18 protein-coding genes are annotated in these 20,343 nt (G+C 34.5%); 12 read left to right on the top strand and 6 right to left on the bottom strand.

Annotation, left to right across the window (positions count from 1 at the left end):
• Positions 1 to 355: 355 nt before the first annotated feature.
• Entirely contained in the window at positions 356 to 1,603 is a 1,248-nt protein-coding gene (locus tag BAU28_RS26055; protein ID WP_071720782.1) for a DUF445 domain-containing protein, read from the top strand.
• Between the two features lie 30 nt (positions 1,604 to 1,633).
• Here BAU28_RS26055 and exsE read toward each other — a convergent pair whose 3' ends face one another.
• From exsE to BAU28_RS26035, 4 genes are read right to left on the bottom strand one after another with little or no spacing between them, the layout of a single operon-like run.
• The gene (exsE, locus tag BAU28_RS26050; RefSeq protein ID WP_071720781.1) at positions 1,634 to 2,590 is read right to left on the bottom strand and encodes an exosporium protein ExsE; all 957 of its coding nucleotides are present in this window, start codon (positions 2,588 to 2,590) and stop codon (positions 1,634 to 1,636) included.
• Positions 2,587 to 3,657, bottom strand: a complete 1,071-nt coding sequence (locus BAU28_RS26045; protein WP_071720779.1) for a hypothetical protein — start codon at positions 3,655 to 3,657, stop codon at positions 2,587 to 2,589. The genes exsE and BAU28_RS26045 overlap by 4 nt, the downstream gene beginning before the upstream one ends.
• The gene (locus BAU28_RS26040; protein WP_071720777.1) at positions 3,650 to 4,093 is read right to left on the bottom strand and encodes a hypothetical protein; all 444 of its coding nucleotides are present in this window, start codon (positions 4,091 to 4,093) and stop codon (positions 3,650 to 3,652) included. Before BAU28_RS26040 ends, BAU28_RS26045 begins: the two co-directional genes overlap by 8 nt.
• Positions 4,090 to 4,578 carry an RNA polymerase sigma factor gene (locus BAU28_RS26035; RefSeq protein WP_071720775.1) on the bottom strand — a complete coding sequence of 163 codons (489 nt, stop codon included), beginning with the start codon at positions 4,576 to 4,578 and terminating at the stop codon, positions 4,090 to 4,092. Before BAU28_RS26035 ends, BAU28_RS26040 begins: the two co-directional genes overlap by 4 nt.
• Positions 4,579 to 4,853: 275 nt before the next feature.
• Here BAU28_RS26035 and BAU28_RS26025 point away from each other — a divergent pair, with 275 nt between their 5' ends.
• The 5 genes from BAU28_RS26025 (at position 4,854) to BAU28_RS26005 (ending at position 9,964) form a co-directional block, all read left to right on the top strand.
• Entirely contained in the window at positions 4,854 to 5,492 is a 639-nt protein-coding gene (locus tag BAU28_RS26025; RefSeq protein WP_071720773.1) for a response regulator transcription factor, read from the top strand.
• A gap of 4 nt (positions 5,493 to 5,496) precedes the next feature.
• Positions 5,497 to 6,597: a sensor histidine kinase gene (locus tag BAU28_RS26020; RefSeq protein WP_071720771.1), complete on the top strand. Its 1,101-nt coding sequence runs from the start codon at positions 5,497 to 5,499 to the stop codon at positions 6,595 to 6,597.
• Positions 6,598 to 6,733: 136 nt separating this feature from the next.
• Positions 6,734 to 7,672 carry an ABC transporter ATP-binding protein gene (locus BAU28_RS26015; RefSeq protein ID WP_002148977.1) on the top strand — a complete coding sequence of 313 codons (939 nt, stop codon included), beginning with the start codon at positions 6,734 to 6,736 and terminating at the stop codon, positions 7,670 to 7,672.
• A 35-nt stretch (positions 7,673 to 7,707) separates the two neighbouring features.
• The gene (locus tag BAU28_RS26010; RefSeq protein ID WP_071720768.1) at positions 7,708 to 8,817 is read left to right on the top strand and encodes an ABC transporter permease; all 1,110 of its coding nucleotides are present in this window, start codon (positions 7,708 to 7,710) and stop codon (positions 8,815 to 8,817) included.
• 1 nt (position 8,818) lies between these two features.
• A complete protein-coding gene (locus BAU28_RS26005; RefSeq protein ID WP_071720766.1) occupies positions 8,819 to 9,964 on the top strand; it encodes an ABC transporter permease in 1,146 nt (381 codons plus the stop codon).
• A 42-nt stretch (positions 9,965 to 10,006) separates the two neighbouring features.
• Here the strand turns inward: BAU28_RS26005 and BAU28_RS26000 are convergent, their stop codons facing one another.
• Positions 10,007 to 10,945, bottom strand: coding sequence for an esterase/lipase family protein (locus tag BAU28_RS26000; RefSeq protein ID WP_071720764.1), 939 nt, complete (start codon positions 10,943 to 10,945; stop codon positions 10,007 to 10,009).
• A gap of 118 nt (positions 10,946 to 11,063) precedes the next feature.
• On the opposite strand from BAU28_RS26000, the gene cls reads away from it, so the two are divergent.
• Complete coding sequence (gene cls, locus BAU28_RS25995) at positions 11,064 to 12,275, top strand: cardiolipin synthase (protein WP_071720762.1); 1,212 nt, start codon at positions 11,064 to 11,066, stop codon at positions 12,273 to 12,275.
• Positions 12,276 to 12,328: 53 nt separating this feature from the next.
• Here cls and pyrH read toward each other — a convergent pair whose 3' ends face one another.
• Positions 12,329 to 13,072 carry a UMP kinase gene (pyrH, locus tag BAU28_RS25990; protein ID WP_071720760.1) on the bottom strand — a complete coding sequence of 248 codons (744 nt, stop codon included), beginning with the start codon at positions 13,070 to 13,072 and terminating at the stop codon, positions 12,329 to 12,331.
• A gap of 377 nt (positions 13,073 to 13,449) precedes the next feature.
• Between pyrH and BAU28_RS25985 the strand changes: the two genes are divergently transcribed.
• The 5 genes from BAU28_RS25985 to BAU28_RS25965 all read left to right on the top strand — a co-directional run bounded on the left by BAU28_RS25985 (position 13,450) and on the right by BAU28_RS25965 (position 20,271).
• Positions 13,450 to 14,721, top strand: coding sequence for a cation:dicarboxylate symporter family transporter (locus BAU28_RS25985; protein ID WP_071720759.1), 1,272 nt, complete (start codon positions 13,450 to 13,452; stop codon positions 14,719 to 14,721).
• 24 nt (positions 14,722 to 14,745) lie between these two features.
• Positions 14,746 to 16,185 (top strand): aspartate ammonia-lyase, encoded by a 1,440-nt coding sequence (gene aspA, locus BAU28_RS25980; RefSeq protein ID WP_071720758.1) that lies wholly within the window; start codon positions 14,746 to 14,748, stop codon positions 16,183 to 16,185.
• Positions 16,186 to 16,259: 74 nt separating this feature from the next.
• Complete coding sequence (gene malS, locus BAU28_RS25975; protein ID WP_071721029.1) at positions 16,260 to 17,972, top strand: oxaloacetate-decarboxylating malate dehydrogenase; 1,713 nt, start codon at positions 16,260 to 16,262, stop codon at positions 17,970 to 17,972.
• 65 nt (positions 17,973 to 18,037) lie between these two features.
• Positions 18,038 to 19,336 carry an ATP-binding protein gene (locus BAU28_RS25970; protein WP_131801221.1) on the top strand — a complete coding sequence of 433 codons (1,299 nt, stop codon included), beginning with the start codon at positions 18,038 to 18,040 and terminating at the stop codon, positions 19,334 to 19,336.
• Positions 19,337 to 19,338: 2 nt separating this feature from the next.
• On the top strand, positions 19,339 to 20,271 hold the full coding sequence (locus tag BAU28_RS25965; RefSeq protein WP_025148953.1) for a response regulator: 933 nt from the start codon (positions 19,339 to 19,341) through the stop codon (positions 20,269 to 20,271).
• Positions 20,272 to 20,343: the final 72 nt, after the last annotated feature.

The following is a 20,343-nucleotide window of genomic DNA, read 5'->3' as shown; positions in this document are numbered from 1 at the left end:
AGCTCTTTAGAAGTATCACTTTAAATACTCGGTATAAATGAATGAGTAATTCCAAAAAATGTATAAGTAAGAAATGTTCCTTAAAACCTTCCTAATAAGATAACTAACCTTGGCAAAAGGTATCCTCCAAATATAATTCCTTCTTCAAAACCAATATTTTAATTAAATAGTAATAGAGATAATAAAACATTTCTAAATTTAGCCCATTTATTTTTTTGATACTTATAGGAATCATTATAAAAACTTTGTTATTTTCACCCTAGTTCTTTATAGTATAGATATAAAGGATTGCTAATATTGATTAAATATAATAAGAAAAGCTTTATTTTATATAATAAGAGGATGTGTGTATACGATGTCATTACAGACAAAATATATAGCGGGTATTTCGCTTGGAGTTATGGGGGTAGGCTTTGCGGCTTCTATCCCTTTTCAAGGGACGGTAGCAGGGGAAATTATACAAGGGGGATTTGAAGCGGGATTAGTCGGCGGGCTTGCGGATTGGTTTGCGGTTACAGCTTTATTCCGTCATCCGTTGGGAATTCCGATTCCACATACAGCATTATTACCTAAAAATCGGAAGCGGGTAACAAAGGGGCTCGTTTCTACGTTAGAAAATGAATGGCTGACGAAAGAAAGTATTACAAGTAAAGTAAAAGAAATGCAGCTAGCACAAATGGTACTGCAAATTGCTGAAAAAGAGTTGCAGTCTGATGCTGTGAAAAAAGGGATTGTAACAATTGCTGAGAAAGCGATTCTTCAAATAGATACGGAAAAATTAGCGGTTATTATTGAAAAAGAATTAAAAACATATTTGCATACAATTGACACAAGTAACATATTAAAAATGCTTGTTGATCAATTAGTAGTGCAAGAATATGATGAAAAAACACTTGATTACATATTAGTAAAAGTGAAAGATTGGACGGCTCAAGATGAAGCTCGTTATCAGCTCGGAAGCTTAGGGATGAAGGCGATGGAAAACATAAAAGTAGATGGATTTTTACAGTTTACTTTGAAATCGTTTATGAATATTGTAGATGAAGATAAAATTGGAGGCATTTTGCAAAAGTTTATTATTAGCAATATTAACAGCTTGCAAGATGCTGATAATAGTACAAGACAACTTATAGTAATGAAGATTCGTCAAGAGCTTATAAATGTGAAAGAAAACGAAGCTTTATTACAGGAATTAGAGAATTGGAAAGAAAAATGGATTGCCAATTGGAATGCTACTGACAAAATAAAAGAGATGCTAGAGCAAGTACAACAAAGAGCAGTTACCTTCGTGCAAAATGAAGAATTTGCTAATAAATACCTTGTTCCATTTTTAAAAACACAAATTAATAAAGTAAAAGAAGACGCACTGACTGTTCAAAAAATAGAAGAGTGGTTACAAAAGCAAGTTGTCACGCTTGTTGAAAAAAATCATTCGAAAATTGGAAAGCTCGTACAAGAAAATCTTGATAAGCTAGATGATAAAACATTAATCGAAATGATTGAAAATAATGTGGGGAAAGATTTGCAGTGGATCCGTGTGAACGGGGCTGTTTGTGGTTTTATGATTGGATTAGTTTTAGAAGGAATAAAAGCGATTATATGAGAAAAACCTTCCACAAATGTGGAAGGTTTTTTACTTTTCGATAACGCTCATATTTAAATTATAAGCCTTCTCAATATTTACTTTATATGTCCCATTTCCTGTTTTAACCGTGTTTTTATACCAATGTTCTCGTTCGTTTAATTCTGGATTTTCTTCTGAAGAATTATCTTCTTTTTTCGTTAAGTTTTCTACTTGTTCCCAAGGTGTATTTCCGTGAGTTTCTTTTTGATTTGTTACGGCTGTTAAAGATACATCACTTTCTTTTGCTAAATGAACAGATACGCTTGAGCTGTTTTGTACAAACCAATTATTTTGTAATTGACCTGGATAAAGAGATAGTTCGTTATTCGAAGCACGAATCTCCACATTTTTATTTTGCGGAAGAACAAGCGTGGGTTTCACCTGTGCTGCTGAGTTAAATAACGTATGCTGAACCGGTAATGATTTTAATGTTACATACATCGTTTCTCCAGCTGTTTGGACTGAAAGGAAATCCTCTTGTTTTAAATTGAGTTTATCATTAGCTTTCGTCGTCATTTCATATGTTCCAAAAAGATGAATTTGATTTGTATTATTTCCCTCTATCGTTAGAGGGTGATGCCCCGCATCCACTACGATTTTTTTGATAGATTCAGGTATATCAAGTTGTCCGTCTGGAATATTACTCGTTTGCCTAGTTGTGTTAATAGAATGACGAACTTCTTCTAGTAATCCAGTTGATACTAAACAGTAAAAAGCAATTCCAATGCTTCCTAAAACTCCGATAAAGAAAATACTAAAAATATCATATTTAATAAATGATTGTTCCTTCTTAGAAAATAGAAGGTATAGTAAAATTTCAGCGCCAAGTATGATAAGTAACACAGGCCACCATGCTGTTAATGTATCTAATGCTTGAACTCCTTTTGCGACTGAAAATAGTAAGAAACAACCTAATAAAATAATTGAAATTCCCATCGAGAATGTTCCAACGCGCCATGTTCTCATTCTTTTGTACCACCTTTTCTTTCTTTATTTCCAAGTAACAATTTAAAGCCGCCACCAATTAAGAGGAGAGCAACGATGGATGTTTGGAAATAGCGATAATATAATTCTGTAAGATGAATATTAAAAATAACAGAAACATACTCGTCTAAAATAGGAAGAAGAGTTTGATCTAATAAATAATAACCACCTAACGCAATTAACCCAATGCCGATCCATCTTTGATGATTTATGAAATAATCGATAATAGGTTCGTCATTTACACGTTCTTTTCCGTATTTTGCTGTTTGCTGTAAAGTATCAAAAAAGCTATAAAACCAAATAATTGGTACTAAAAATAAGAAGGCAGAAAGTCTTAATAAATCAAGTAAATAAATAGATAGTAAAAAGGCTGCCATAAGCTGAAGGCCACGACGCTGTAAGCCTAAGTACATATGTCCTGCTCCAGGAAACATTGCTAAAATAGAAGCGAATGTTTTACTTTTCTTTCCTTGTTCTCGATGTTCTTCAAACTCTTCGAAAATAGTACGATCAACTAATTGCTCACCACGTTCTTTTTTCTGTAGTTGTTGAACGGCATCGAAGAAGTTATAGATCCATAAAACAGGTAACGTAACGAGAAAGATAAGGAAACTTCCTTGAGATGTTAAGAGAGCAACGAATATAATCATACTTCCTATCCCTGTACAAGCTACTAAAAATGTAAGGCCACGCTGCATAAGCCCTAATTGGAAATGACCAAGTCCAGGAATAATCGATAAGAGAATGATATAAAATCGTTCACTTTCTTTAGAGGACTCTGTAAATTGTCCGGCTACTTGTTTTTTCGATTGATTTATAATAGTGATAACTAAATCCATTAAGTTGATCACCCATAACACTGTTAGTAAAAATAGAGAAAGAAAAGCAATATTGCGCTCTCCTAATGCTATTGTACAAAATGCTGCAAAGATAAATAGAAATAAAGATCCTCCGCTATATAGAATAAAACGTCCTATCCTCTTTAAATATAAATGTCCAAGTCCAGGAATTAGCCCTAAAACAAGCGCTAAAAAGGGATTTTTATTCATGCTTTAAACCTCCGTCCTTTTTTGATGTGTGCATCGTTTTGTTTACAAATTGTTGTGAGATGGAAGTCTCATTATGTTTCGAAGATTTCTCGAAATTAGATGTAGCTGTGAAAATATAATGGAATAAACCACTTGCCATAAAAATGATTGTAGCCGCAGTCGCAATTATGTAGTGAATGATCGTGCGCTTTAGTTGGCTTGATTTCATATTTTCATTAGATTGTAGCGTTTCAAAATTAATTTGTGCCATAACTTCGTTTGTAAATGAATCATCATTTATCATTGGAAGGTTTTCGTTTTGTTCATCAATACTTTCCATATAAAGTGCTAAACAATGATCACATTCATAAAGATGCTCTTCCATAGATTCACGTTCATTGTTTGATATAAGATCTAGTGTATAATTGCGCCAATCTTCTTTTGAATAATGCGTCATAAAAACTCTTCCTCCTTCCAATGTTTTTTAATCCATTTTCTTGCCCTATACAGTTTCATTTCGACTGTTTTCACTTCGATGTTTTCCTGCAAAGCAATTTCTTGATAGCTTTTTTCTTCTAAGTAATGTGCGAGAACAACGTCACGGTAATTTTCGGGTAGTTCTCTTAGCTTTTGAGCAATGAGTAATTTTTGCTCTTTCGTCAATAATAAAGCCTCAATATTATGAGAGGATTTTATATTTTCTTCAGTTTCTTTACATAAGGAGAGTTCTTCGTTTTCTCTAGCTTTTTTCCTCTTATAATCAATAGCGTGATTGGTGGCAATACGTGCCATCCACGTTTTTAATCCGCGAAATTGATAATTAGGGAGAGAGGCGTGAATTTTTACGAATACTTCTTGTGTCACATCTTGGGCATCTTCTTCATGTCTTAAAATAGAAAAGATAACTTGGAAAATATAATGACGATACGTTTGTACAAGGATACGAAAAGCATGCTCACTTCCTTGCTGTGCTTTTTCAATTAATTGTTCTTCCTCAATCGGTCTCTCCCTCCTTTTGACGCATTCTATTATATAGACGTAAGAAATGATAAGTCACCCTACACATGTTGTAAAAAAAGAATAATATATTTTTAGCGAAGGTGCTATATGAAAAAGGTGTGAAAAAATGGTAAGGCGAAGTATATAATGAGCAAGAAGGAAATGTTACACGGAGAAAGGATGTGAATGTTAGTGGGGGCAGGTCCATACTAACAAACATGAAAATTAAAATATTAATAGCAGATGATAATTCTTTTATTAGAGAAGGCATGAAAATTATTTTAAATACATACAAGGAATTCGAAGTATTAGAAACTGTGAATGATGGAAAAGAAGCTGTAGCGTATTGTAAAAAATATGAAGTGGATATTGTGCTTTTAGATGTTCGTATGCCAAACATGAATGGGGTAGAGGCGACGAAGTTAATTTGTGAAGAGACAAAAACGAAACCTCTTATTTTAACGACGTTTGATGATGATGAATATATTTTGGACGCAGTGAAAAACGGAGCGAAAGGTTATTTATTAAAAAATAACGATCCGGAGCGTATTCGTGATGCAATAAAAGGAGTATATAACGGCCAAACTGTTATGCAAGATGTGGTGCTTGATAAAATTAAGAGTAATTTACTAGAAAATAAAGAAACGGAGTCTAAAATAGATAAGAGCCTTTTCACAGAAAGAGAGCTTAGTATTATCGCATTAATTGCAAAAGGATTTTCGAATAAAGAGATTTCAAAGCAACTTTTCATATCAGAAGGAACGATTGCAAATTATATTACATCAGTTTTAGGGAAAACTGGACTTGAACATCGCACACAAATTGCGATTTATTACTTAACGGGGAAAGTAGATTAATGATATGGAATTTTGGTTAACTGTAAGTAAACTTATTGTCTTTTTATATATAGTGTTCAGCTACATTCATTTAAATGTTACGAACTTACCGTGGATTATACTTACTTTACTTATATATCTTTCTATAAATGTGATGATTTCTATATTAAAAAAAGATACGTACAATAAGGTTTTAATCTGCGTGTCAGTTGGCGTAATCATACTATTTACGTGGAAAGTTCATCCGTTTTTTATTTTGTTTTTACCTTTGAACTTATATGAAATTGCAAATTATTATATAGAAAAGAAATGGTTAATCTTTTTCATTATGGTCCTTCCTATTATTTTTATAGATGAAGGTATTCAAATGACGTATGGACTTATTAGTGCATTTTGTTTTTTTTCCTTAACGATAGCCCACCGCTATATAGCACGATTATTAAAACTCGAAATGCAAAATGATAAAATGAGAAAAGACATACAAAGACTTACGAAAAGTTTAAATGAAAATAAAGATTACATAAGGCAATCAGAATACACATTTAAGTTAGAGGAGAGAAATCGATTATCTCAAGAAATTCATGATAAAATTGGTCACTCGATGACGGGTGCACTTATTCAAATGGAAGCAGCAAAGAGATTAATGGAAATAGATAAAGTGAAATCTGCTGAGTTATTACAAAATGCAATTCATATTTCGAAAGGCGGCATTGAAAGCATTCGGATTACATTAAAAAATATGAAGCCGCCAACTGAACAAATTGGCATTCATCGTATGAAATTATTCATAGAGGAATTTGCCAGTAAGCATGATGTAAATATTCCTTTCGTATATAAAGGAAACTTAGATATGATTTCTCCAATTCAATGGAAGATTATCGGTGAAAATGTTACGGAGGCGTTAACAAATGCGATGAAATACGCTGATGCGACAGTTATCTCAATAGATATTCATGTACTTAACAAGATGGTCAAAGTACAAGTGAAGGATAATGGTAAGGGAGCAGCTCTTGTTAAAAAAGGTCTCGGTATTATGGGGATGGAGGAGCGAACAGCGTCTGTAAACGGTAAAATTATTGTAGATGGGACAAGTGGTTTTTCAGTAACAATGTTGTTGCCGATATAAGGGAATGGGACGAGGATGAATCATCTCATATGAAAAAAGTGAATAATCTCATGTGAAAAGAATGAACTTCTGCACTGAGCAGGTTCATTCTTTTTGTTTATAATAACAGCAGAGAAACCGAAATAGGGGTGAAATGATGAACACATTGGAAATTAAAAATTTAACGAAAAAATTTGGTGATTTCATCGCGGTAGATAATATGTCTTTATCTATTAAAGAAGGAGAAATATTTGGATTTTTAGGATCGAATGGTGCTGGTAAGAGTACAACGATAAATATGATTGCTGGCTTGTTAAGAAGTAATGAAGGTGAAATTAGCATACTAGGAAAAAATATAAAGAAACATAATCGATTTGCGAAAATGAACATCGGTATTGTTCCGCAAGATATTGCAATATATGAAGAGCTAACCGCCTATGAAAATGTGAAATTCTTTGCTGGATTGTACGGACTAAGAGGAGCTGAACTAAAAGCGAGAGTAGAGGAAGCACTTCAATTTGTGGGGCTTAGTGATAAACATAAAAGTTACCCGAAAAACTTTTCTGGCGGGATGAAAAGAAGGCTGAATATCGCTTGTGCAATCGCTCATAGACCGAAGTTAATTATTATGGATGAGCCGACAGTTGGAATTGATCCGCAGTCAAGGAACTACATTCTTCAGTCTGTCCGAAAATTAAATGAAATGGGAAGTACGATTATTTATACAAGTCATTACATGGAAGAAGTAGAAGAGATTTGTACGAAAATAGCAATTGTAGATCACGGTAAAGTAATTGCAGAAGGCACGAAAGAACAGTTAAAAGCGATTATTACCGATACGAAAGACATTTGGATTGAAGTGAAGTCAGTAGAAAATTTAGACGTTGAAAAATTAAAAGAGATAAACGGTGTGAAAGCTGTTCAAATTGAAGAGAACGTAATTAAAGTAAATTCTGATGCAGGATTGAATAATTTAAATAAAATTATTCAACACTTTATTAATCATGATATTGAAATTCGTTCATTAGAAGAGCAGGCTCCGAATTTAGAAACAGTATTCCTTACATTGACCGGAAGAAACTTACGAGATAAATAAAGTGATTGTAAGAATAGAAAAGGGAGGTTCATCGATTGAACATCTTCAATATTGCAGTTATGCACATTAAAAGAGATTTCAGGGACGTAAGAACTTTAGTTTTTATGTTAGCATTTCCGATTGTGCTTATGCTTGTATTAGGAACAGCGTTAAGTAACGCATTTAATAGCGATAGTCATTCGATTAAAGATATACAAGTGCTATACAAAGATGAAGCGGGTAGCACGTTTTCTCAATCATTTGAAGCATTTACTAAAGAGGTCGATAAATCGGGTATTCATTTTAAAAAAGCTTCCGAAGGTATAGATGGGAAAGAAGAAGTGAAGCAAAATAAATATGCTGCATATGTAGAATTGAATAAAGATGGTGCGAAATTTTACGGAAGCGACAGAAGTAGTATTGAAGGAAGTATTGTTGAAGGAATGCTTACGACATTTGTTGATAAGTACAATGTAGCAGTTGAAGTTGCAAAAGTAGATCCTAGTAAGGTTAACGCAGTTATTTCAGACGGAAATCATAATGATTATATTAAAGAAACGTCTTTACAAGCTGCTAAAAAACCAGGTTCTATGGATTACTATGCAGTTGTAATGACGACGATGATTGCACTGTATGCTGCAATGGGGGCGAGTTTTTTAATTCGAGGAGAACGAGTACGCAAAACAGGAGATCGTTTAATTGCAGCACCTATCAGTAAGGCGGAAATTTTCATTGGGAAAGTGCTCGGTAGTCTTGTAGCAAATGCACTTTGTCTATTACTCGTCGTTTTATTTAGTAAATTTGTTTTTCAAGCGAATTGGGGCGACCATCTTGGAATCATATTTATTATTTTACTAACAGAAGTCTTTCTAGCAATTAGCTTCGGTTTAGGGATCGGATATATTACAAAAACAGGTGAGGCATCTAGAGCAATTATTATGGTTGTTGTGCAATTAGCTTCTATTTTTGGCGGTGCTTATTTCGTAGTGGAAGAAAATGTCGTTACGAATTTATCGCCATTAACGTGGGCCAACACAGCCATTATGAAAATTATTTATGCAAATGACATAGGAGCAGCACTGCCGGTTATTTCTTTAAATCTTGGAATTTCAGCAATCTTTTTATTAATTGCGATTATCGCATTACGTAGACGGGAGGGGCTGTAATATGAAAGATATTTTATGGCTCATACGAAAAACATTAGCTGCGCTTTTAAAAAATAAAAAAGGATTATTACTTATTGTAAGTTTGCCGATAATAGGAACGCTCATTTCTTTTTCAATATATGGAAATGTAGGGCAAGGAACGTTAAATATTGGGGTTATAAATAAAGAAAATCAGCCTATCGCAAATGATACAGTGAAATTTTTAGAAGGACTCAAGCATGTAAATGTTAGTAAAATTAAGGAATCTGAAGTGGAAGATAAACTCACTTCAAAAAAACTTGATGGTGTTATTACATTACAGTCTGGTTTTTCCGAAAGTGTTCGAGCAGGGAAACCGAGTTATATTGAAGTTTCATCGATTAAAGGTGATCAAGTAACAGTATTTATAAAATCATATTTATATAACTATGTTGATAATATCGCTGCGATTAGTAAAGTGGCAGGGGCGGATCAAAGTACGTTTGATAGTATGTACGCTGGTTATCAAAAAAGTTCATTTAAAGTAAAAGTAGAGACACTTGAAGATACTTCGAAAAATAAGGATATGACAAATCAAACGATTGGCTATCTTATCATGTTTATGCTATTTTCGGCAGCGAATTTATCTGGAATTATTTTAAAAGAAAAAGAGAACAGAACGTATTTTAGATTATTATCGACACCGATAGATGGAAAGAAATTTATATTATCTAATGTCGCGGTGAATATGATTATACTAACAGTGCAGATTGTAATTACCGTATTATTTATGAAGTATGTTTTTCATACAAATATAAATATGCCTTTCACAGTGATGATTGGTGTACTCATGATATTTGCTTTAATCGCAATTGGTTTGTCTTTAGTAATTGTGTCTTTTGCGAAAAATTCAACTGCTTCAAATGCGATGCAAAATGTCGTTATTGTACCGACATGTTTATTAGCGGGATGCTATTTCCCATATGATATCATGCCGAAAACGGTACAAAAAATAGCTAATTTTTTACCGCAACGCTGGCTAATGGATACGATTTCGAAATTACAGCAAGGGATTCCGTTTTCTGAGTTGTATTTAAACATTTTAATCTTATTTGCTTTCGCAATTGCATTTTTCTTAATTGCAATTTATAAGTTTGGAAGAAATAATGATGCGAGGAACTTCATTTAATGAAAAGGTGTGGCGTAATGCCACACTTTTTTTGTTCATAATTTAGAGTATCTTTTGTAATATAGGAATGCTTTTATAGAGCACTTCATTATGTGAAGCATGCACAACATATTTATTGCCATCTAAAAGAAAAACGCTATGTAGAACAGCGTTACCGTCACCATGTTTTGTAAGTATGTCACCGACGACTTTTCCGTCTGCCCATTTCAGCTTGGAATGTGAGGGAACGACTTGTAAATATTGAATTGTTTCTACTCCATCTCCTGCAATGAGTGTAGTTTCAATATTTCTTTTCTCTATAATAAACCTATTTTCATTTAATGTATCGAGGAAAGGGTTTTTCGTTTGCATCTTGCTATAGGGAAGAAATGTAATAGAAGAGCCGCATCTTATAAATAAATAATTACCGTAATCTTCACAAGGAATAACATCTTGTAATCCTGGAAAGTAACGGTGTATTGCTTCAACTTTATTAATGTTATATAAGGTGCTTAAGTAATGAATGTATTGTTCCATATAGAAATGAACGATATTTATTTTAGAAGATGCATGTACTGGGAGATTACCGCCAGTCCAATAACTATAATTAGGAGGCGATCCGGCGTTTGGTGTGCAGAGTATAATAAGTTGCTCCACATCATTTTCATATTCTTCACTTTGAACGTAAGAACGTGCAAGAAGTCCGCCCATACTATGACAAACTAAATTTAGTTTATCGCAACCTGTAAATTCTTTAACATAGGTAATTGTTTTTAATAAATATTTTTGAGTTGAAAAAACAATACGTTGACGCCAGTCATAAAAACAGATAAACAGGTTTTGATTTCGTTTGTATCCCATACTTTCTAACATCATGATGAATGGTTCATAAACAAACGCAGAAAGCCCAAAGTTCCAATTACCGGCACCAGGAATAATAATATTACTCATTGAACCGAAAAGACCAGGTATAAAAACAATAGGAGTTTTTCTTATTTTCATATTCTGCTCTCCTTTAACTTTTTAACATCCAAAAAAAGTGAGAAATACATTTTGTATGAAAACATTTTTAAATGAAACACTACGGAGTAGAAAGTAATTTGAGCGGAAGGAAAACAAAATGATTAAAAAAATATTGCGAGTTACTTCTATTATTATCGGTATATTCGTTGTTGTTTTAATTGGGATGCATGTTGACGTTACGCTCGGACGGAAAATGGAAGCCGGGAAAAATATGCCGACAGAGTATGCACCTCATTATAGTGACTTTCAATTATATGTAGAAGGGAAATCATTATATGAGCAGCTATTTGAAGATATTAAAAAAGCGAAAAGCTCCATCTACACTTATTTTTACATTTTGTCGGATGATAAAAGTAGCCATACGTTTTTAAATTTATTAAAAGAGAAGGCGAAAGAAGGAGTAACTGTATATTTATCAGTGGATTTAATTAATGATTTGTCATTCGAAAGAAAGATGAAAAATGAATTACAGGAAAGCGGTGTTCATTTTACATATAGTAGAAAACCTGAATTGCCATTCGGATTTTATTCCCTTCATCATCGGAATCATCGCCGTATTACGACGATTGATGGGGAAATTGGTTATACGGGTGGGTTTAATATAGGGGATGAGTACTTAGGTAAAGATAAGCGATTTGGATATTGGCGTGATTACCATGTGCGGATAAGAGGAGAAGGAGCGATAGATTTAGAAGAACAGTTCGCTTTAGATTGGAAACGAGATACAAAAGAAGATATAAAAAGAAGTACGAATAAGGCTAGTAAAGGGAATACATTACATACGATGGCTAGTTACAATGGGCATCACGTCGCTGAAAAATATATAGAGTTAATAAAACAAGCGAAGCATTCGATTGTCATTACAACGCCTTATTTTATAGCGGAAAATAAAGAACTAATGAATGCTTTAATTAGGGCGCAAAAACGTGGTGTTACAGTAAAAATCCTTTGGTCATATAAACCAGATATTCCTCTTATTAAAGAGGCGGCATACCCTTACATACGTCAAGTTGTTAAACATGGAATTACTGTATATGGCTATAAAAAAGGGATGTTTCATGGGAAGTTAATGCTTATTGATAATGAATTAACCGTTATCGGTACAACAAACTTTACTGCACGTAGCTTCTATATAAATGATGAGATGAACTTATATATTCATGGTGGTCCTATCATAGCGCAAGTAAATGAGACGTTAACGCAAGACTTTCATGATTCGAAAGAGATGACGAAAGAATTTTTTGAGAGGTTATCTTTTTGGGAGCGTTGCAAGGAGAAATTGGCCGGATTGGTTGATTTTTATTTATGATAATTAAGGAGGAAAGGGTGTCTATAAAGGACACCCTTTTTTGATGGAAATAGTTATTTTTCATGTACAAGCTTAGTAACATCATCATTAATCAACGTCCCCACATGTTCCCCTAAACATATTTTCTTCATAACTCCAGGCTCATCAAAGTTAAAGACATGTGCCGGCAAATTATAATCCCGAGCAAGTAATAAAGCCGCTTGGTCCATTACTTGTATGTTCTGCCTAACAACATCATTATAGTTTAGTTTTCGGTACATTTTTGCTGATTTATTATGTTTTGGATCACTTGTAAAGACCCCGTCTACGCCTTGTTTTGCGACTAAAATGGCGTCACTATTCATTTCAATGGCTCTTTGTACACTTGGATAATCTGTCGTAACGAACGGTTGCCCGTTACCACCGCCGAAGATGACGACATAACCGTTATCTAAATGATGTACTGCGCGTAGGCGAATATAAGGTTCAGCTACTGCATTAAAAGGGATGGAAGTCATAACGCGCACTTCTCTATCAGTTTTACTTGTTAAAACGCCGCGAAGCATTAAGCTGTTAATTATTGTACCTAACGTCCCGATATTATCAGCTTCTACACGGTCAATTCCCCATTCTTCTGCTAGATGACCTCTGAAAATGTTACCGCCGCCAATGACGATAGAGACTTCGATACCTAAATCAACAATGGATAAAATTTCGTTTGCGATATGTTCTAATCGTTTGGAGTTAAAGCTATTTCCCGATTGATCAGCAAGTGCACCACCGCTTAATTTAATTAAGACACGCTTATATGGCTTCATAACAATTCCCCCTATATAAATGACAATAAAAAAGGAACAAAGGCGAATGCCCTTGTTCCTTACTAAGAAAATGAAAAAGAAAAGAAGAAGATAGGATGAATTTCTGTACACAATTTTTCATAACATCCACTCCTCTTCATTTCGATTTGTTGTAAGTATATATCTTTTTGATTATACGAAACAATCTGATTACTTATCAAGTATATTTTATCGTTTTTTAACAAAATGGTGTCAATGAATTTTATAAGAAAAATATTTGAGTTTTTTGTGACAAACTTGTAGGTTTTTGTATGATTTTGTAGGTTCGCTTATATCATGTGTGAGTAAGCTTTTATAAATTCAAATTGAAAGCGTTCGCATGAAGGGGATGAACATAAATGAAAAAATTCGGATTGGCAACACAAATTTTTGTCGCACTTGTTTTAGGGATTGTAGTAGGGGCAATCTTTTATGGCAATAAAACGGCGATTTCTTATATCACACCAATTGGGGATATATTTATTCACTTAATTAAAATGATTGTAGTACCAATTGTTATTTCAGCATTAATTGTTGCGGTAGCTGGTGTAGGTGATATGAAAAAGCTTGGGAAACTGGGCGGTAAGACAATTCTTTATTTCGAAATTATTACGACGATTGCTATTTTAATGGGATTACTTGCAGCGAATATATTCCAACCAGGTACTGGCGTTGATATGAATAATTTGCAGCAAAGTGATATTTCTTCTTATAAACAAACAGCAGATGCTACAGAGAAGAAAGGTTTTGCTGAAACGATTGTTCATATTGTACCGAAAAACGTATTTGAATCTATTGCACAAGGTGACTTATTACCGATTATATTCTTCTCAGTATTATTCGGTTTAGGAGTTGCGGCAATTGGAGACAAAGGAAAGCCTGTCTTTAATTTCTTTGAAGGCGTACTCGAAGCGATGTTTTGGGTCACAAATCAAGTGATGAAGTTTGCACCGTTTGGTGTATTTGCATTAATTGCTGTTACGGTTGCAAAATTTGGTGTAGGCACACTACTTCCTTTAGGAAAACTAGTGCTAGCTGTATATGTAACTGTTATACTATTCGTTGTGATTGTATTAGGTATTAATGCACGAATGGTAGGAGTAAACATTTTTACATTAATGAAAATTTTAAAAGAAGAACTTATTCTTTCATTTACGACAGCAAGTTCAGAAGCTGTTTTACCTAATATAATGAGAAAGATGGAAGAGTTCGGTTGTCCAAAGGCAGTTGCCTCTTTCGTAATTCCGACAGGTTATACATTTAACTTGACTGGATCAGCTATTTATCAAGCGTTAGCGGCATTGTTTGTTGCACAAATGTATGGTGTACACATGTCACTGACGGAGCAAATAACGTTATTATTCGTTCTCATGTTAACATCCAAAGGTATGGCGGGAGTTCCAGGTGCATCGTTCGTTGTTGTACTAGCAACGTTAGGATCAATGGGATTACCGCTAGAAGGCATCGCATTAATTGCGGGAATTGACCGTATTTTAGATATGATTCGCTCAGCTGTCAATGTATTAGGAAATGCATTAGCTGCCATTGTTATGTCGAAGTGGGAAGGCGAATTCGATGATGAGAAAGCAAAACAATATGTAGAAACAGTCAAACAAACAGAAGCAGCATAAGAAATCGTTAAGGAGTGAATAATCATGGCAACATTAACTGAAGTTAAAAATGGTGTGCGAATTGAAAAAGATTTTCTAGGTGAAAAAGAAGTACCAAATTATGCGTACTACGGCGTACAAACAATGCGTGCAGTAGAAAACTTCCCAATTACAGGATACAAAATTCATGAAGGCTTAATTAAAGCGTTCGCAATTGTAAAAAAAGCAGCAGCACTTGCTAATGCAGATGTAGGAAGATTGGAATTGAAAAAGGGCGGTGCTATTGCAGAAGCATCACAAGAAATTCTTGATGGGAAATGGCATGATCATTTCATCGTTGATCCAATCCAAGGCGGTGCAGGAACTTCAATGAATATGAACGCAAATGAAGTCATTGCCAATCGTGCCCTTGAATTATTAGGAATGGAAAAGGGAGACTATCATTATATTAGTCCAAACAGTCATGTAAATATGGCGCAATCAACAAACGATGCATTCCCAACAGCGATTCATATCGCAACATTAAATGCATTAGAAGGCTTATTACAAACGATGGGTTATATGCATGATGTATTTGAATTAAAAGCAGAACAGTTCGACCATGTTATTAAAATGGGTCGTACACATTTACAAGATGCTGTGCCAATTCGTCTTGGGCAAGAATTTAAAGCATATTCTCGTGTACTTGAACGTGATATGAAACGTATTCAGCAATCACGTCAACATTTATATGAAGTAAACATGGGAGCAACTGCAGTTGGTACAGGCTTAAATGCAGATCCAGAGTATATTGAAGCAGTTGTAAAACATTTAGCTACAATTAGTGAATTACCGCTTGTTGGTGCTGAAGATTTAGTAGATGCAACGCAAAATACTGATGCGTACACTGAAGTATCTGCAGCATTAAAAGTATGTATGATGAACATGTCTAAAATTGCGAACGACCTTCGATTAATGGCATCAGGCCCACGTGTTGGATTAGCAGAAATTATGCTACCAGCTCGTCAACCAGGTTCATCTATTATGCCAGGTAAAGTAAACCCTGTTATGCCAGAAGTAATTAATCAAATTGCGTTCCAAGTAATTGGTAACGACCATACAATTTGCCTTGCTTCAGAAGCAGGACAATTAGAATTAAATGTTATGGAACCAGTACTTGTTTTCAACTTACTTCAATCTATTAGCATTATGAATAACGGTTTCCGTGCCTTTACAGATAATTGCTTAAAAGGAATTGAAGCGAATGAAGATCGCTTAAAAGAGTATGTTGAGAAGAGTGTAGGAATTATTACAGCCGTGAACCCTCATATCGGTTATGAAGCAGCAGCTCGCGTTGCGAAAGAAGCAATTGCAACAGGTCAATCCGTTCGAGAACTTTGTGTGAAAAATGGTGTATTGTCACAAGAAGACTTAGAGTTAATTCTAGATCCATTCGAAATGACACATCCAGGGATTGCAGGAGCAACTCTTTTAAAGAAAAATTAAAAGAAGAGGGGGACAATCCCCTCTTTTTTGTTTACAATATAGAAATGCTATATATGAATAGAGGTAGGGATGTTATGAGTAAGTTTACAGTGGCTTCTAATGGTTCATTAGAAACAACATTAAGAGGAGTAGAAGTATTAGCAACACCACTTTTAAATAAAGGGGTAGCTTTCACACAAGAAGAAAGAGAAGAGTTAGGCTTAAAAGGGTTATTACCGCCAGCGGTTTTAACGTTAGAAGAACAAGCACGCCGAGCATACGAACAATTTTGTTCTCAGCCGGATGATTTATTAAAGAATGTATACTTAACAGCGTTACATGATCGAAATGAAGTATTATTTTATCGTATATTAACAGATCATTTACGTGAAATGTTACCGGTTGTATATACACCAACTGTAGGTGTAGCAATTCAAAGATATAGTCATGAATACCGTAAACCACGTGGGGTTTATTTATCAATTAACGATCCATCAGGTATTGAAGAAGCATTTGCAAATATCGGTGCAACAGCTGAAAACATTGATTTAGTCGTTGTAACAGATGGAGAAGGTATATTAGGAATTGGTGACTGGGGTGTTGGTGGAATTAACATCGCGATCGGGAAATTAGCTGTATATACGGCCGCAGTTGGAATCGATCCTAGCCGTGTATTACCGGTAATTTTAGATGTAGGTACAAATCGTGAGGAACTATTAAACAATCCATTTTATATTGGAAATCGTCACCCTCGTATAACAGGTGAAGCATACGATGAATTTATCGATACATTTGTACAAGCGGTAAATAAACAATTCCCGAAAGCACTTTTACATTGGGAAGACTTCAGTTCTCGAAATGCACGAAAAATTTTAGATAAATATCGTCATGATGTTTGTACATTTAATGATGATATTCAGGGTACAGGTGCAGTTTCACTTGCTGCTGTATTATCGGCAGTAAAAGTTTCTGGTGTACCGTTAAGTGAACACCGTGTCGTTGTGTTTGGTGCTGGTACGGCTGGAATCGGTATCGCAGATCAAGTAAGAGATGCAATGGTTCGTGCGGGATTATCAGACGAAGAATCTCATAATCGTTTCTGGTGTATTGACCGTAACGGATTAGTTACAGATAATATGGAAGATCTTCTTGATTTCCAAATTCCATATGCAAGAAAAGAAGCTGAAGTAAGTGAGTGGAAACAAAATGATGTGATCGGACTTGCTGAAGTTGTGAAACATGTAAAACCGACAATTTTAATTGGTACATCTACTGTTGCGGGTGCATTTAAAGAGGAAATTATTAAAGAAATGGCTTCTCACGTAGAAAGACCAATCATATTACCGATGTCGAATCCAACGCCACTTGCTGAAGCGAAACCAGCAGATTTAATCGAGTGGACAGAAGGAAGAGCGTTAGTTGCAACAGGAAGTCCGTTTGAACCGGTTACATACAATGGTGTAACGTATGTTATTGGACAATCAAATAACGCACTTATTTTCCCAGGGCTTGGTCTTGGAACAATTGTTGTTCGTGCAAGCGTAATGACAGACGGTATGTTTGCGGCAGCAGCAGAAGCAGTTGCAAGTATGGTAGATACAAGTAAGCCAGGTGCGCCTATCTTGCCAGAAGTTGAAGAGTTACGTAATATTTCTGAAATGGTTGCAATTGAAGTCGCGAAAGTTGCAGTTGCAGAAGGTGTCGCTAGAGAAAGCTTAAGTGATAACGATATTAAGATAGCGGTAAAAGAATCAATGTGGAAGCCTGAGTATCGTCAAATAAAAGCGGTAGAAAAGGTTAGAATATAGAGAAAAAGCCCGTTTATAATAATAAGCGGGCTTTCCTTGTTCATTTTTGAAAAAATACATAGGAAGTGGCAGCTTTGAATTGGAATCAATTATGGAAGAAAGATATGTCTCTTTTAATTATTTTAATGGTTGTTGTTCCGATTGCTGGAGAACTGAATTTTCATCCTTTTAATGATACGTTTCGTGTTAGCTTCGGGACACCGCTTTTCTTCTTTTTGTTATTATTTTTAAGAAAAATACCAGCAGCTGCTGCAGGTATTCTTGTCGGTATATCTGTAGTCTTATTCCGCGTATGTCTTGATTGGATCATGCAAGGTTCATTTCATATGACAGAATCATTTTATTTGCGCTACCCTGTGTTCTTTTATTATTTTATTTATGGAAGTCTTTTTTCGCTTTGTAGGGTGAATAAGTTTCATCAGAAGCCAATCGTTATTGGTTGCCTCGGGATTACAATTGAAATTATCGCAAGTATGTCAGAACTTGCGTTTTATCATATGTTAGTGCTTGGCACAACGATAACAGTTTCTGAAGTGAATAAACTAATCATTATTGCTATTTTTCGTAGTTTCTTTGCGCTTGGTTTTTTAAATATGATGAATTTGTATGAAACAAAATTAAAAGAATCACAAGTGCGAAAAGAAAATGAGAAAATGTTGATGCACCTTTCTAATTTATATGTGGAATCTGTTCATTTGAAAAAAACGTTACAAAATGCGGAGTTAATTACACAAGAAGCGTATCAATTATATCGTAATTTACAAGCGAACGATGATTCGAGTAGTAAAACAGCATTGAAAATAGCGGGGGAAGTACACGAAATAAAAAAGGATAATCAAAGGATTTTTGCAGGATTATCTAAATTGTTATTAGATAAAAATGTGGCTGAGTATGTAGAAGGTCATGAGCTTGCGGAAATGATTGTGAGAATAAATGAGAAGTACGCTGAAATGTTAGAAAAAGATATACGTTTTTCTGAACATATAGAAGGTGAGCATGCAGAATATCATGTGTATACGGTCTTATCAATTTTTAATAACTTAGTTGCAAATGCAGTTGAAGCAATTGAGGATAATGGTGTTATTATTATTAAGCTATATAAAATTGACAAACATATATTCTTTGAAGTAATTGATGATGGACCTGGTATTGCACAAAAATATAAGAAATTAGTATTTAAACCTGGATTTACTTCGAAGTATGATCAAACGGGAACACCGTCAACAGGAATTGGACTTTCTTACATAAACGAAATGGTAACAGAACTCGGAGGAGAAGTAAGATTAGAAGACCGAGAAACTGGTAGAGGGTGTAAGTTTGTAGTTTGTTTACCGGAGTGCAGTTTAAAGCGGGAAGGGGAATAAAGTTGTTTTATTATATCGTAGATGATGATGAAGTTTTCCGCTCTATGCTTTCACAAATTATTGAAGATGGTGATCTTGGGGAAGTGATTGGAGAATCGGAAGACGGAGCTTTTATTGAAGCAGATCAACTAAATTTTAAAAAAGTAGATATTTTATTTATTGATTTATTAATGCCAATGCGAGATGGGATTGAAACAGTTCGCCATATTGCATCTTCTTTTTCAGGGAAAATCATTATGATTTCTCAAGTTGAATCGAAGCAGCTTATAGGTGAGGCGTATACACTTGGTGTTGAATATTATATTACAAAACCACTAAATAAAATTGAAGTTGTATCTGTTGTACAGAAAGTGATGGAACGTATTCGTTTAGAGCGTTCTATATATGATATTCAAAAATCATTGAATAACGTTTTCAAATGGGAACAGCCGCAAGTTCGAAATGAGCCAATGCAAGAAGGGAAAAGAATAGCAGATTCAGGACGCTATTTATTATCAGAACTCGGTATTGCGGGAGAGAATGGAAGTAAAGATTTACTTAGTATGCTGGAATATTTATATGGACAGGAAAAGGCACAAACATTTGAATTTGGATTTCCTGCGCTAAAAGATATCTTTCACCATATAACGATAAGAAAGTTAGAGAATATAGCTTCAGATGCAGATATAGATAAAGAGAGAAAAGCATCTGAACAAAGGGTACGAAGAGCGATTTATCAATCGTTAAACCATTTAGCTTCTCTTGGACTAACAGACTTTTCGAATCCGAAATTTGAAAGCTATGCGCCGAAATTTTTTGATTTCACTGTAATTAGAAAACGGATGACAGAAATGACGAAAGATGAAGTAGCAACTTCTGGGCATATACGTATTAATACGAAGAAATTTATTCAAGTGTTGTATTTTGAGGCGAAACGGTTGATGGAGATAGAGTGAAAAAAGGTGCTTATAAATAAGCATCTTTTTTTGTTAAATCCGTATTTTATATTTTTGCGCATAGCATGTAAA

It is taken from the genome of Bacillus paramycoides, assembly GCF_001884235.1.
Classification (GTDB): Bacteria; Bacillota; Bacilli; order Bacillales; family Bacillaceae_G; genus Bacillus_A; species Bacillus_A paramycoides.
This window is presented reverse-complemented; position numbering and strand designations above follow the sequence as displayed.

What these genes read in the sequence shown, in the direction of transcription:
- BAU28_RS26025 (WP_071720773.1), top strand. Translation starts at nt 4,854, where the DNA reads ATGAAAATTAAAATATTAATAGCAGATGATAATTCTTTTATTAGAGAA.
- cls (WP_071720762.1), top strand. Translation starts at nt 11,064, where the DNA reads ATGATTAAAAAAATATTGCGAGTTACTTCTATTATTATCGGTATATTC.
- pyrH (WP_071720760.1), bottom strand. Translation starts at nt 13,072, where the DNA reads ATGAAGCCATATAAGCGTGTCTTAATTAAATTAAGCGGTGGTGCACTT.
- malS (WP_071721029.1), top strand. Translation starts at nt 16,260, where the DNA reads ATGAGTAAGTTTACAGTGGCTTCTAATGGTTCATTAGAAACAACATTA.
- BAU28_RS26045 (WP_071720779.1), bottom strand. Translation starts at nt 3,657, where the DNA reads ATGAATAAAAATCCCTTTTTAGCGCTTGTTTTAGGGCTAATTCCTGGA.
- BAU28_RS26005 (WP_071720766.1), top strand. Translation starts at nt 8,819, where the DNA reads ATGAAAGATATTTTATGGCTCATACGAAAAACATTAGCTGCGCTTTTA.
- exsE (WP_071720781.1), bottom strand. Translation starts at nt 2,590, where the DNA reads ATGAGAACATGGCGCGTTGGAACATTCTCGATGGGAATTTCAATTATT.
- BAU28_RS26020 (WP_071720771.1), top strand. Translation starts at nt 5,497, where the DNA reads ATGGAATTTTGGTTAACTGTAAGTAAACTTATTGTCTTTTTATATATA.
- BAU28_RS26055 (WP_071720782.1), top strand. Translation starts at nt 356, where the DNA reads ATGTCATTACAGACAAAATATATAGCGGGTATTTCGCTTGGAGTTATG.
- BAU28_RS26040 (WP_071720777.1), bottom strand. Translation starts at nt 4,093, where the DNA reads ATGACGCATTATTCAAAAGAAGATTGGCGCAATTATACACTAGATCTT.
- BAU28_RS25985 (WP_071720759.1), top strand. Translation starts at nt 13,450, where the DNA reads ATGAAAAAATTCGGATTGGCAACACAAATTTTTGTCGCACTTGTTTTA.
- BAU28_RS26000 (WP_071720764.1), bottom strand. Translation starts at nt 10,945, where the DNA reads ATGAAAATAAGAAAAACTCCTATTGTTTTTATACCTGGTCTTTTCGGT.
- aspA (WP_071720758.1), top strand. Translation starts at nt 14,746, where the DNA reads ATGGCAACATTAACTGAAGTTAAAAATGGTGTGCGAATTGAAAAAGAT.
- BAU28_RS26015 (WP_002148977.1), top strand. Translation starts at nt 6,734, where the DNA reads ATGAACACATTGGAAATTAAAAATTTAACGAAAAAATTTGGTGATTTC.